We start from the raw sequence: 13823 nt of genomic DNA on the forward strand, positions 1-13823 counted from the left end.
CAACTTTTACCTACTCCTTTAACAACTCCCCGATAGGCATACCAGTACAGGCATTCGGAAATTTTATGCCCAACAACATAGATATGGTAGGAGCTATATCCGTAATACTATATTTTTGAGTAGAGACACCTTTGGGAATATTATTGCCAAACCATAACAAGGGCACATGGGTATCGTAGCTAAACCCTGATCCATGTTCGGTACCATACTTTCTATCTTCAGTCCAAGAAGGATTAAATAACACCACAATGTCACCGGAGCGTTTTAAATGAAAACCGCGTTGAACCATTCCTTTCTCATCAAATGTATATTCCAACTTTTCTAGATCATTGCGAAGCAAAACCTGAAAAACACCTTCTACAGAATAAAGCTCCCTTTTACTCTCCTCCAAAACATCATTGTAATTAAGTTGATTGGCCTCTATTTTATCCATGTCCAAAAACAATTGCCCATTGGACATGTTTTCCACCAAGCCGTCTATCTTGAACAATGCCCCCAGCCTTGCATTTACTTTGGTTACTATGTTTTTGGTACTGTAATAACCGGCAGGGACTTTATTATTAATAAGATATTGTGGCACATCTGAGGCAGCATGATCTGCCGTTAAAAAGAAAGTGTAGTTTCCTTTACCCATATGGGCATCCAATTTATGTAACAAGGACGCTATATCTTGATCCAATCTTAAATAGGTATCCTCTATTTCAATGGAATTGGGACCAAATGCATGTCCAACTTTATCCGTACTCGAAAAACTAATTGCCAGAAAATCGGTTTCATCACCTTTTCCTAATTTTTCATGTTCAAGCGCGGCATGAGCCAGCATTGCCACTATTGTATTTCCAAATGGTGTTTCTTGAAAAAGGTTAAATTGATCTTCATCCGACAGTTTTCTGAACTCATAAGGGAAGGCGGCATTATTTTTATGGTGAAAGACTTTTTCATAGGCTTGCTCATCACTCGTGCTCTCCGTGTAGCTGCCAATAGGTAGCAAAGTATGCCAACCACTTTTCAACAACGATTTCACATGCCTTTGTTTATTGAATTTTTCAACCCATGCAGGAAGTTCTTGCTTGTAATACGTACTAGTTATAAAGTTTCCAGTTTCTGCATCGTACCAATATGACCCATCGGACATATGTCCGCCTGGTAAAATGGCACCCCTATCCTTTAAGGAAATGCTTATCACCTTAGATTTGCCATCATTTGACAACTGCAATTCATCGGTAATTGTCGTCGATAACATTTTGCGAGGAGAACGTTGTCCATTAGAGCCCTCTCCCCCTATTGTTTGTGTACTAAGATCGTCTACATTATTAATTTCCTGCTTTATTGTCCTGTCATACCATTCATTGGCTATGATACCATGGTACTTTGGGGTAGTACCCGTATACACCGATGCATGCCCAGGAGCTGTTTTGGTGGGAATGTAATTGTAATGTGTATTTCTACATACAAATCCATCATTCATTAAGCGCTTAAAGCCATCATCGGAAAATTTATCTTGAAATCTGTACAGATACTCCGCTCTCATTTGATCCACAATAACGCCAACAATAAGCTTTGTTTTTGCTTGGGGTTGTTGCGAAAAACTGTATACTGAAATGAGGCAGGATAAAATTGTAAATATTAGGTGTTTAGTAATACCACGCATGATTCAATGAAGTTTAACAGTATTTATATCAATTGATTATTTTAAATCGTCCCCTACTATATCACGCCAATCGTATATATGAAAAGTTTTATCCGTAGACATTCCTACAAACATGCCCTTTGGAAATTCATCGCCCAAACCTACAGAGGTAACATCGGAACCATCACTTTCCAGGGTCATCAACTCTACCGATTTAATAAAATTGTGATTATGTGGATTAGCTTCCGAACCTTCCCTTGAAAAAATATTGAAAGTGTTCCGTTGCTGATCGGATATCAATATATATCCAGTTCCATCAGCATTCTTGTAGATACTTATACCTTCTATGTCCCTGCCAAACTCCTTTGTTCCAAATAAGGCCAATTCTTCATCCCCTTTTGAGGGGTCCGCGTAGTATTTACGAACCCCAAAAGCCTCGTCCGAACAATACACATAGCCCAATTCATTATCTACGGCAATAGCCTCAATTTCTTTAATACCACTATAGTTGCCAAAATCCCTAATTTTAGTTAGCTTCACCTTTCCTTTACCGTCATTATCTATTCGGTACTGACATAGGTACCCCTTAGACGGTCCATCTTTGGGACCAACTATTGCATATACCAATCCGTCTTTGGGATTTTTAAACAAGGCAACTCCCATAGGGTCTTTCTTATCCCTGTCCTCAAAAACAGCCAAACCACCACCATCAATAGGCTTCATATCGGGCACACTAAAAACCCTTAATTGATTTTTACTTCTTTCCGTAGTTACAGCAATATCTATGGGCTTTCCATTTAGGATGTAGCCATATGCAATATCTACATTATTTGGCCTTTGAAGATTGGGAATAACTTTATCTTTTATGATTTTTCCTTGCAAATCAAAAACGTATAAACCTCCGCCATCTTCTTTGTCCGTACCAATTATTAAACTTTGGGCGGGATCATTTTTATTTACCCAGATAGCCGGGTCATCCGTATCAAAAACTACTTTTTCCGTTATATACTTAGGTTGTATGGCATTTTTGGTATGTTGAGGCAGACCATCCGGGGCAATCATTAAATCGTCACCGGCAATATCTTCCCAAGCGTAAAGTTGAAAGGTCCTGTCATCTGACATAGCCACAAACATTCCCTTTGGAAACAAATCGCCCAAGGATGCATTGGTAACTTCGGAGCCATCACTCTCCATTGTTGAAACATCTATAGATTTTACCAATAAATGTTGGTGAGGATTATCTGCACTTCCTTCCCTGGAGAATATTTGAAATTTATTGGCCTGTTGATCGGAAACAATTATATAACCGGTACCAATATCCGTTGTGTAAATACTTATCCCCTCATGGTCTCCAGCAAAACCTTCTGTGGCAAAAATTGCCAACTCCTCATCTCCCTTCCCAACATCAGCGAAATATTTACGTACCCCTACACCTTCATCGGAATAATACACATAACCCAGTTCATCATCCACTACTATAGCTTCAATTTCCTTTTTCCCACTATATTTTCCAAAAGCCCGTACTTTTTCGGCAATGATATTTCCGTTCTCATCCCCTTTTAATTCATATTGCCAAATATACCCATCCAGCGGTCCAGATTTTCTTCCTACAAAGGCGTAGACCTTGTCTTCCGTATTTTTATATAGTGAAATCCCCATAGGGTCCCTTTGATCTTCACCTTCAAAAACCTCAATGCCCCCATTGTCCAAAGGTGTCATTTCTGGAAGCCTAAATATTCTTATTTTATTGGTAAGCCGTTCCGTAACCACCGCAATGGAAAATTCTTCCTCCCCCAGTTCAAACTCTTCTATATCCACATTGTTGGGACGTTTTAACCCCCTAACCGTTTTATCTTCAATGATATTGCCTTTTAAGTCGTAAACATACAAGGCACCGTCCTCGTTTTTATCCGTTCCCAGAATTAAGCTTTGGGAAGGTTCTTCCTCATTTATCCATATGGCTGCATCGTCAGTATCATGTTTTGTGACCTGTGTTGTTATTTTTGGTTTTATGGCGTTCTCTGCAATCTTTGGTTTTGACTCGCAAGCACTAATTAAAACTGCACCTATTAAACCTAAGAGACCAACTGTTGGGTGTGTAAACTTCATAATGTTATATCTTTTTTCTTAATATTTTTCCTGAATCGTTAAAAAGTATATCGTAAATTTTATCTCCTTTTTTTAGATCTATTTCATAAAATATTTGATTATCCGCTGTTTTCACCAACTCTATATCTATTATTGAATAATCACTTAATTTTTCAGCTATCGTTTTTGATATGGCCACTGGAAGTTCGGTTTTATCTATTTCCAATTCCGTTTCAAGCCAGTTCCCATCTTTATCAAAATAAGAAGTGTAGTTAAAACCTTCCAGGGTATAATGCAACCTGTATAGTTCTCTTTTCAAACTCCATTCAATATTGTGGGCAGAAGGCTCAATTTCCAAGAATTTAATTTGCACCTCCCTAGGAACGGTTTCCTTGTTACATGAGCAAACCATAAACCCTATAAATACTATTAAAATTAACTGCCTCATATTTTATGTTAGGTAAACTTATGGGTTAATTCTGTAGAGAATCTGTCTATAAAATCAAAAGTATAAGACAAAATTGTGTAGTCCGTTTTCATAGCAATACTCTAACCGAATATGGTATGCCGAACATATTTTATTAATAATTGATAGCCCCAAGCCCAGCGAATTTTTATTTGATCTATTAAACCTTTTAAACTGATTGACATCTATTGTGGCTTGATTTCCGCTATTTGAAAACCTAATACAATTTGGCATAGTAATTATATGTATAATGCCATTTGTATTATTATGTTTAATGGCGTTTCTTATCAAATTTGACACTAAAATCACTACAAGATCAGGATTAATCTCAAAGTGAATAGGATGACTTAATTCCGTTGTAATCTTAAACCCATTAAGCTCAATTACTTCTATATAGTGCTGAACTTGGTTCCTAACTACTTCAGTAACATCTATTTTCTCTGAATTATCATATGCACCGGATTCAATTTTAGCCAATAAGGTTAGACCGTGATTTATCTTGGATAACCGCAGGCAACTATTGTATATTGATTTTAACGGCTTTAACTCTACCTCGGTAAGGCTTTCAGACTGCAGAAGAATTTCACATTTGTTACGGATTATGGCCAAAGGCGTCTGGATCTCATGCGCGGCATTCTCGGTAAATTCTTTAAGATTGAGGTAATCATAATGAATTTTTTTAATCATTGTGTTCAACATACTGTTGAGCTGGTTGAATTCTTGAGTATTAGTCCTGCTGAAATCTATAGACCGAGTACTTCCCAGTTCATAATTCTTAAGGGTGACAAGTGTTTCCTTGAACGGCCTCCACAAACCTCTTGAAATAAAAAGGTTACCAAGCAAAAGAAAAGACAACAACCCTAAAAAAACCAATAACATGGGCTTTAATATCTCTACAACCAAGAGATTAGATTCGATCAAGGACTTGAAGATGGAGATATCATAATAAACGGCACCTATTTTACGAATGACATTTAATTTTCTATAGGCGTGGAATTCGTCATCTATGATATCATATACTATGGTATCTGAGAATATTAAATTATCAACTTCCTCTTTGTTCTTGGTGATCTTAATAATTTGCTCATAGTTGTTCAATGCTTCTAGAGGAACATCATTGACCAATTGTGTCGTGGCAATTTCTTCCCTATTTACGAGAAAATCATTAATATCATTATCAATAACATTATTAAAATTAATGAGGATAATAAAACCGGCAACGGCAAAAAAGAGCAACGAAGCCAAAGCATAATAGAGCGATGTTTTAACTAATAATTTCAAACTTTTTGGAATTTGTACCCTACGCCATAAATAGTAGAGAGATAATCGTTACCACCTGCATTGATTATTTTTTTTCTGAGGTTTTTTATATGGCCATAAATAAAATCGAAAGAATCGAACATATCGGTATCATCTCCCCATAAATGCTCAACTATCGATTCCTTGGTTATGACCCGATTTTCATTACTTATAAAATAAAGTAACATTTGATACTCTTTTTGGGTTAGGGCAATGTTTGTATTGTTTACTGCAACTTCATGGGAAACAGTATTTATTCTAATGTCTCCAAAGTCTATAGTATTATTGCCGTGAAACTGTTTTCTTCTAATTATTGATTTTATTCTGGCATTTAGTTCGTTAAAATCGAAAGGTTTAGTAAGATAATCATCAGCTCCTAGATCCAAGGCAGAGATTTTGTCATCAATTGCTCCATGGGCACTTAGAATAATGACACCTGTATCTCTATTTATTTTTTTAAGATATTCCAAAACTTCAAGGCCAGTGCCATCGGGAAGGCCAATATCTAAAATAATAGTGTCGTATTCATGCATATATACTTTTTCTTTGGCCATTGAAGCTGTGGATACGGCCTCGCATAAAAAATTTTCCCCTTTAAGGAATTCGATTAAGTCATCCTGAACCTCCTGTTCGTCCTCGATAATTAATAATTTCATACTAGCTGGTTACCTGTTATTTTTATTTTATGATATCTAGAAAAGTATAAAATTTTTCTACCCTTATATATCATAATTACGAAAAAAAAGGCTAGACATACATCTAGCCTCTTGGTCACTGACATAACTAATTAAACTTCACTCCTTTTTTATTTCCGTGGTGTAGATTACATTGCCCTTATAATTTATGACTTGTACCAACATATTACCTTTGGTTATAGAAACCGCCATAAACCCCTGAACAGAGGCGGCAAACCTGGATATACCATCTATCATGCCCGTTGCCCTAACTTCAGAACCTGCTCCTGAAATAAAATGATGGGTCTTTCCTTTGGGCTTAATATGTTGCAAATCATGCTCATGTCCGGCAAAATATACATCTGCATTACTCCTCTGCAAAATGGGTTGCAGTGAATTTCTTATTTGTTCCGTGTCCTCCATTCGTTTACCCCCGGAATATAATGGATGATGGCCCGAAAAAATTGTCCAGTCCGCTATTGGCTTAACGGTCATAATACTATCTATCCATTTTATCTGTTGCGTAGAATCCTGTGACTTAACATTAACATAGGTCTCTTCCGTATAATATTTCCTTTCAAGCGGACAGGTATCCAAAAACAAAAATTGCACATTCAATCCAGTGTCTTCATCTTTAAAGCCGTACTCATAATATCGTGATGGCATGTGCCACCTCTGGCTTTTGTTGGTGTAGTCTATTTGGGCCTGGGGGTTTCCCCTATAATCGTGATTGCCCAGCACAACATACCACGGAATTTCCAGATGGTATCCTGTATAAATATTTTCAAAGGAAGCCCCCCAATTGGGGTCGTCTATACTTGCAACACCATTGGGGTAAAAATTATCTCCCAAGGCAATGACAAATTCCGCATCCAATGTTTTGGCTGCTTCTTCCATTCTATCGGCCACCAATTGCTGGTTGTAATCCCCTTTTCTTCCCCAATCCCCAATTACTAGAAAGTGTAAAGCATCCTTCAAAACCAATAGATTATCTGTTACTTTGTAGCTATCGCCCAAAGGCTCCTCCTTGCCATCTAATTTTGTTGCAACACAACCATAACCAACAAGGAACAGTAGAAATATCGCTCCAACCTTATTCCATATGCTTTTCATTGAATGACAAATTAAAATGGCAGATAATATGGTTAGAAATTAAACCTTATACCCAACCTACCCCAAGAACCATATCTTGTCCTAAAACTGGGCGTATTTTTGGTATTGTAAAATTCCCTTTCGTCCTCATCGGTTAGGTTAACCAACTCCAGAAAAGCCGTTAATTTATTTTTACTAAAGGTTTGGCTCATGGAAAAGTCCCACTGATGTCTACTTTCCACATTGATTATATCCCCACCATCAAACTCATTGATATAAGACCCATTATAATTGAATGACAATCTTGCCTTAAACCCACCAATATTATAGGCGAGGGCAGCATTACCAATATTGTCCGCTTGCCCGGGCAAGTCTATCTCACTTAGATCTGCACCTTGTGCAAAATTGGCCACATTGGCTTCCGATGCCGTGTGGGTATAATTTAAATACACTACAAGCCCCTTTAGAACGCCCGGCAAAAAGCTTAAATTTTGTTGATATCCAATTTCAAAACCCAATAGGGAGGCATCATCACCATTAACGGATTGGGTAACCTCTACGTCCGGAATACCCCTAAAGGTCTGATCCGTAGTTTGCTGGTAAATAAAATCATTTAATTTTTTATAAAAAACGCCTCCAGACAATAGTCCCAAAGTACCAAAATAGTGCTCCCCATAAATATCGAGATTCGTAGCCCTTACCGGTTTAAGATCCGGATTAAAAATTGATGCCTCTTCCCCGTTAAAAGTTGCTCCCTGAACAAGATCTTGGAAATTAGGTCTGGAATAGGATTTAGTGATGGAGGCACGCAAAATATCGTTATCGCTTATGTTGTATTTTAGATGAAACATAGGCAATAGAAATCCATAGTCATTGGTCCCACTTACCGCTATTGCTTCCTCTGTATCCTCGTCCCATTGTCCTGAGGCATAATCAAAATTTGTTTTTTCATACCTTACCCCAGCCAGAAGCATAAGTCTGTTCAATTGTATTTTTGCCTGAACATAACCGGCAAACACATTTTCCGTTGCCTTGTATTCTTGTAAGGCCTTTTCCTCGGCCGCTTTAATAAAATCGGACTCGAAATCCCCTATATTATTGTTGAAATAGGTATTGAATTCATTTCTATCAGTGAAAGGTCCTACCTCTTGATTGAATTCCCCATCCATAAAACTGGAATAAACATGGTTATCTGCAAAATCGCTCAAAAAAAGATCATCATCTCCTTCATACCCATAACTCTCAAATTTATCTACTATAAAACGTTTGTCCTTAAACCTAAGCTTGCCCCCCATTTTAAGCTCGCCCTGGTTTTCAGATATATGCAACGGAAAAGCGGCATTTATTTTAGCGGTCGTATTATGGTCTTTTGCAGTTGTTACCTCATTTTCCCACTCATCCAATCCCAAAAGAGCTGCATTGCCTACCTGGGCATTTTGCCCATCATAGGTAAAACTATTGAGCTTTGGACTAAAACGATCGGAAATGTTCAGGCTCCATGTTACATCCTCTGCGTTTTCAAACACAGATTTTTCGTTTGCCTCAGTTTTCTGAAATGCCTCTGAATAGGCTATTTCATAATCCAATATTACCTTGGCGCCAGAATAGTTTCCTCCAAGGTTGAAGCTGTATACTCCCTGATTCTCTGGACGATATTTGAGTTCCTTGGAAATTCCGTATTCCAAGACATCATCATCTTCCTCAGATTCCAATTTAAGCCTTCTTCTTTGCTCCACTTCCCTCAATTCACTATATAATGTCCTGAAATAGATCTGACTTTTGTCACTGAATTTATAATCCAATGTAGCATTGGCCCCTATGCGCTTTCTTGAAACCTCATAACTGGTAATTTCCAACTCATCCAATCCTTCCGGATTGTCCTTATCCCAACCATCAAAAGTATATCTCTCCGAAAATTTTTCACTAGGGGCATAACTACCCCCAACTATAAACCCAAACTTGTCATTATTGGTTCGTTTGCTCAGGGTAACATTCCCTTGAGCAGTGGTCTTCTCCGAAGAATTGTTGTACTCGCCACCTAGGGAACCGGAAACCTCCAATTGTTTTTTATAGGCTGTTGGGGTTTTTAGGTTGACAGAACCTCCCACTGCATCCCCATCCATATCTGGAGTAATGGATTTTGTTATTTCTATTGACGCCAACTGATTGGAAGGTATGGCATCCAATGCCACAAATCGGGAATCCCCCTCAGGCGAAGGAATTTGTTCACCATTTATGCTAATGTTGGTGAATTGTGGAGCCAATCCACGCACTAATATAAAACGGCCATCACCTTCATCGCGCTGAAGGTTCACCCCTGTTACCCTTTGAAGGGATTCCGCTGAATTCTGATCGGGAAATTTTCCCATTTGATCTGAAGAAACAACATTTTTCAGGTTATCGGCAGATTTTTGTTGGTTCAGTGCCTTTATTTGTCCATCCAAGGAGCCTGCCAAGATTATTTCGTTTAATTGGGTCGCTTCCATTTCGAGTTCAAAATTGACCACTTTGGTTTCCCCTGCATTAATCTCCACGTTAATAGTCTTTGTCTTTTCACCGATATAACTCACTTCAATTTCCAAGTTACCGGCGTTAACGGCAAGGGAATATTCACCGTCAAAATTCGTAGTTGTACCAGTATATGTACCTACAATTCTAATATTTGCGCCGGGCAAAGGATTTTGTGAATCCAGATCCTTTACCGTGCCCCTAATTAACCCCTTGTTTTGAGACTGGGAATAAGCCAAATGGAAAGAACCAAACATACCGGTTAACAATAGAATTAAGAATATCCTAATATTAAAGTACTTAGATTTCATTTTTATTGATTTTAGTTGGTTGATATTTAGAATATAAAAATAGGTTTCAATTCTGTTTAAAATCTGTACTGCCAATATTACTAAGTTATTGTTAAGTACATTTTGCCGATAGGTAATATTTGCGTAAACAAATTAGTTCAATAATGGGTCAAACTAGGGAGGGAGACAAATGAACTAGATCAGAGTAAAGATCTTTGTAAACTTCAAAAAATTTAACGGCTGTCTTTTCATCAAACCTTAAACGAATTTAAGTACATTCAACATAAAGATGAATTAACTTGCCATTATCCTGAATACAAGGCAAGAATTGCCCAATGCTCTACACAGCTGGTATACAAACTGCAGTGGTCCAATCGGATGCTTGATTTTGACGTTCCAATAACTGTTCCCTATTTCCAAGACAAAGAATTGCATTTTAAGATAGGTACATATGCAGGAATCCCTAAAGCACTACCTTATCAATAAATTATTATTTAAAAGGTGAAAAATTCCAGTCTAGAAAGTTAATCTCGGTTTCCCTTATACATCCCTGACAGCATTATTTCTTACCATAACAAAACAATTAACATAGGACTATAATTGCAGCAAGGCATAGGTTGTGTTTCAAACACACCAAAGGTGGGAACGTCCATATCATAACTATACAATATATTTCCATACATTTTCAATGGTCCGTGAATTCCAATAAACCTTAACGCGAAGAAGCCCTTATAACCAGTTCTGGTTTAAAGACTTCCTTTCTAAATTCCAAAACGTTATTCTTGTTTTTTAAATGGCTCAATAAAATCCTGGCCGAGAGCATACCCATACTATATACCGGTTGCCAAACGGTAGATAATGGGGGCGTCATAAAAGAAGAATGGGGTTCATCATCAAATCCTAAAACAGAGACGTCCTCCGGAATTTTCAGACCCATTTTTTTGGCAATATGAATAGCAGAAATGGCGATTTTATCATTGTAGGCAAAAATGGCGTCCGGACAAATCTGGAGATCCAATAATTTTTTAGTGGCCTTTACAGCGTCTTTATGTGCAAACCCCGGAATATGAACAATATAATCACTATTTATGGGAACCTTATTTTTTTCAAGAGCATCCAAATATCCCTGTAGCCTTTGTTCTGTAGTACTAAGGTTTAAAGGCCCGCCAAGGTGCGCTATGTTTTTACAGCCCGTACCTATGAGGTACTCTACAGCCTGGAACGCCCCAAAATAATCATCTACCAACACTTTATCCGCCTCAAGCCCTGGACAGTCCCTATCAAAAACCACTACGGGTATACCACTCTTTTGAAGCCTACGGAAATGATCAAAATCCTTGGTCTCGGATGAAGGTGCTACCAAGACCCCATCTATCTGGATCTTGGACAACCTCTTTACAATGGTCAACTCTTCCTCGTAGGATTCGTTGGACAAACAAATCATAATGTTGTATTCGGAATCCACGATCACATCCTGTATCCCAGTAATTATTGCGGAAAAAAAATGTCCTGTAATTTCTGGCACGATCACCCCAATGGTATTGGACTTTTTCTGCAACAGGTTCAACGCTAAAAGATTGGGCTGATAATCCAATGCCTCCGCCAGCGCCTTTACAGCATCCTTGGTTTCTTTTTTGATAGCTGGATGATCGTTCAATGCCCTGGACACGGTTGAGGGGGCTATTTTGAGCTCTCGTGCTATGTCCTTAATGGTAACGCGCCCTTTCTTCATAATAAGTCACTTTTTACAATCCTTACTTCCCTTATCATATTCATATTGATTATAAAATGCAGCCCTGTGGGCTCCAACCTACTCTAATTACAATAATAAGTACAAATTATGGAATTGAACATTAAAGACAAAGTACAACAAAATTTCTATATGGAAATAGGTAAAATGTACTCGACAAAAAAATCAGATATGAAATATAGCAACATTGATGATTAAGCCAATATCAACCCATAAAAGATTAGGGCAGACAATATATTGTCTGCCCTAAATTAAAATTTAATCTATTATATTTTTCTAATAACCTGGGTTCTGTTGAAGAAAACCGTCAATACCTGAAGCTGCATCCACTGCACTCTGTGGTATAGGAAATACCCTTTTGTTTACATCGGAATCTGTCTTTTCAGTCCAGGAATCCTCGTATTTGCCAAATCGTATTTGATCCCCGCGTCTAAAGCCTTCCCAGTACAATTCAAAACCTCGCTCACGAAACATTATATCCAAATCAATGGATGTCAAAGAGGCCGGAGTCTGATCTGGGCGCGATGTTCTTGAAGACCGCACAAAGTTCACATCGGTTAAGGCCCCTGAAGCATCATTCTTTCTCAATTTTGCTTCTGCCCGCATTAGATATATTTCAGCCAATCTCATCATTACAAGATCTATACTACTAAAATTATTGGCATTTGGAGAAGTACGGCTAAATTGATACTTGGAGACACGATATCCTGTATTGTGCAACGACCCTTCATTGGTGAAGTTTATTTCTTCGGTATGATTAACATATCCCACATCCCTATCAGGACCATTTCCTTTAATTTGTTTAACGGGATATATCCTTACCCCATCATCACATGTATAAAACGAACCCCCGGAATCCTTTCTGGGACCCCATTGTACACCACGTAAGATACCTCTATTCATTTCGTAGGTAGCAACATCCGCACAATAATAATGATCTTCATCATTCAAAGGGGAGAGCCCAGTTAAATCCATCAACTCTGCAGGAATCTGCTGGTTTTGCTGATAGAATCTGGCATCTGCATCTGCAGGATCCACATCCTCATAGGCATCTACCCAAGTCTGATAAAAATCTGAAGTTATAGCTGGACCATCTGTACCATCAGAACTGGGATATTCCAATCTTCCCCATACGGATCCTGCAATAGACCAATAAGACCAACGGCTTTCCTCGTTTCTCAAAACCCCACGTTGATCCAAGGCAAATATGATCTCGGAGTTACTATTGTTATCGTCATTGAAAAGATCAAAATATTCTGGCGATAGTGAAAAATCTCCTGAATTGATAATGTTATTTGTGTACTCTATAACCTTATCCATATCCGCATCCGTAAAATTTGGTGTGCCATATGGGTCCCTATATACAGCTGCATTTAGGTGCAACCTTGCCAAAAAGCCCCAAACTGCGGCCTGGGTCATCCTTCCCGGTCCTTTATCTGTGTTAATAACGTCTACCACGGACAACAATTCATTTTGTATATAATCTATGGCGTCCTGGGTCCTTAACACTTCTGAAAGCTGATTGGAGGCTTCCTTTTTTAATACCATTCCCCAACTATCCAGCATCAACAAATTTAGGTAGGCCCTAAGTGCCTTCATTTCGTACAAGGCTCCCGCCGCTTCCGCATTGCCTTCATCTGCCAATGGAGTCAACACCTCAATGGCCGCCAATGTTCTTGAAATATTGGTAGTAAGTTCGTTCCAGCTACTGGAAATCAAATCATTACTCGGGGTGTAGGTGTGCGAATGTGTGGCTAAAAATTTACCCCCATCAAACCAGTCGGTTCCTCCCCTGTAAGGAAGAATGGCCTCATCCGAGGCAATCAGCTGAAGACCATAGTAATTGGTATGCCTCCAGGTCCATGAAACGTAGCCGTAGGCAGGTGCAATTGCTCCGCTAATCACTTCGGCCTGGGCACCCGTTAGGGTTTCATCGAATAATTCCTCTTTTAGGTCCGTACAGTTCCAGTTCAACAAGGAACAATACACCAATATTGTAATTATGAGTTTATTTTTCATTACTAGC

General features: G+C 38.4%; 9 protein-coding genes. All 9 read right to left on the minus strand.

Going from position 1 to position 13823, the window contains the following annotated elements:
• Nucleotides 1-10: 10 nt before the first annotated feature.
• The 9 genes from pafA to B9Y87_RS14180 all read right to left on the minus strand — a co-directional run bounded on the left by pafA (nucleotide 11) and on the right by B9Y87_RS14180 (nucleotide 13816).
• Nucleotides 11-1651 carry an alkaline phosphatase PafA gene (gene pafA, locus B9Y87_RS14135; RefSeq protein ID WP_085499635.1) on the minus strand — a complete coding sequence of 547 codons (1641 nt, stop codon included), beginning with the start codon at nucleotides 1649-1651 and terminating at the stop codon, nucleotides 11-13.
• Nucleotides 1652-1687: 36 nt separating this feature from the next.
• Nucleotides 1688-3739: a phytase gene (locus B9Y87_RS22210; protein ID WP_245808713.1), complete on the minus strand. Its 2052-nt coding sequence runs from the start codon at nucleotides 3737-3739 to the stop codon at nucleotides 1688-1690.
• A gap of 4 nt (nucleotides 3740-3743) precedes the next feature.
• Nucleotides 3744-4166 (minus strand): PepSY-like domain-containing protein, encoded by a 423-nt coding sequence (locus B9Y87_RS14150; protein ID WP_085499636.1) that lies wholly within the window; start codon nucleotides 4164-4166, stop codon nucleotides 3744-3746.
• A 54-nt stretch (nucleotides 4167-4220) separates the two neighbouring features.
• Nucleotides 4221-5465, minus strand: coding sequence for a sensor histidine kinase (locus tag B9Y87_RS14155; protein WP_085499637.1), 1245 nt, complete (start codon nucleotides 5463-5465; stop codon nucleotides 4221-4223).
• Nucleotides 5462-6139: a response regulator transcription factor gene (locus B9Y87_RS14160; RefSeq protein ID WP_085499638.1), complete on the minus strand. Its 678-nt coding sequence runs from the start codon at nucleotides 6137-6139 to the stop codon at nucleotides 5462-5464. The genes B9Y87_RS14155 and B9Y87_RS14160 overlap by 4 nt, the downstream gene beginning before the upstream one ends.
• A 138-nt stretch (nucleotides 6140-6277) precedes the next feature.
• Nucleotides 6278-7270, minus strand: a complete 993-nt coding sequence (locus tag B9Y87_RS14165) for a purple acid phosphatase family protein (protein ID WP_085499639.1) — start codon at nucleotides 7268-7270, stop codon at nucleotides 6278-6280.
• Between the two features lie 32 nt (nucleotides 7271-7302).
• On the minus strand, nucleotides 7303-10068 hold the full coding sequence (locus B9Y87_RS14170) for a TonB-dependent receptor (RefSeq protein ID WP_085499640.1): 2766 nt from the start codon (nucleotides 10066-10068) through the stop codon (nucleotides 7303-7305).
• Between the two features lie 691 nt (nucleotides 10069-10759).
• Nucleotides 10760-11779, minus strand: a complete 1020-nt coding sequence (locus B9Y87_RS14175) for a LacI family DNA-binding transcriptional regulator (RefSeq protein WP_085499641.1) — start codon at nucleotides 11777-11779, stop codon at nucleotides 10760-10762.
• A gap of 294 nt (nucleotides 11780-12073) precedes the next feature.
• Nucleotides 12074-13816 carry a RagB/SusD family nutrient uptake outer membrane protein gene (locus B9Y87_RS14180; RefSeq protein ID WP_085499882.1) on the minus strand — a complete coding sequence of 581 codons (1743 nt, stop codon included), beginning with the start codon at nucleotides 13814-13816 and terminating at the stop codon, nucleotides 12074-12076.
• Nucleotides 13817-13823: the final 7 nt, after the last annotated feature.

It is taken from the genome of Arenibacter troitsensis, assembly GCF_900177645.1.
Lineage (GTDB): Bacteria > Bacteroidota > Bacteroidia > Flavobacteriales > Flavobacteriaceae > Arenibacter > Arenibacter troitsensis.

Bases quoted from the DNA above. Each gene is read 5' to 3' on its own strand.
- pafA (WP_085499635.1), bottom strand. From the start codon at position 1,651: ATGCGTGGTATTACTAAACACCTAATATTTACAATTTTATCCTGCCTC.
- B9Y87_RS22210 (WP_245808713.1), bottom strand. From the start codon at position 3,739: ATGAAGTTTACACACCCAACAGTTGGTCTCTTAGGTTTAATAGGTGCA.
- B9Y87_RS14150 (WP_085499636.1), bottom strand. From the start codon at position 4,166: ATGAGGCAGTTAATTTTAATAGTATTTATAGGGTTTATGGTTTGCTCA.
- B9Y87_RS14160 (WP_085499638.1), bottom strand. From the start codon at position 6,139: ATGAAATTATTAATTATCGAGGACGAACAGGAGGTTCAGGATGACTTA.
- B9Y87_RS14165 (WP_085499639.1), bottom strand. From the start codon at position 7,270: ATGAAAAGCATATGGAATAAGGTTGGAGCGATATTTCTACTGTTCCTT.
- B9Y87_RS14170 (WP_085499640.1), bottom strand. From the start codon at position 10,068: ATGAAATCTAAGTACTTTAATATTAGGATATTCTTAATTCTATTGTTA.
- B9Y87_RS14175 (WP_085499641.1), bottom strand. From the start codon at position 11,779: ATGAAGAAAGGGCGCGTTACCATTAAGGACATAGCACGAGAGCTCAAA.
- B9Y87_RS14180 (WP_085499882.1), bottom strand. From the start codon at position 13,816: ATGAAAAATAAACTCATAATTACAATATTGGTGTATTGTTCCTTGTTG.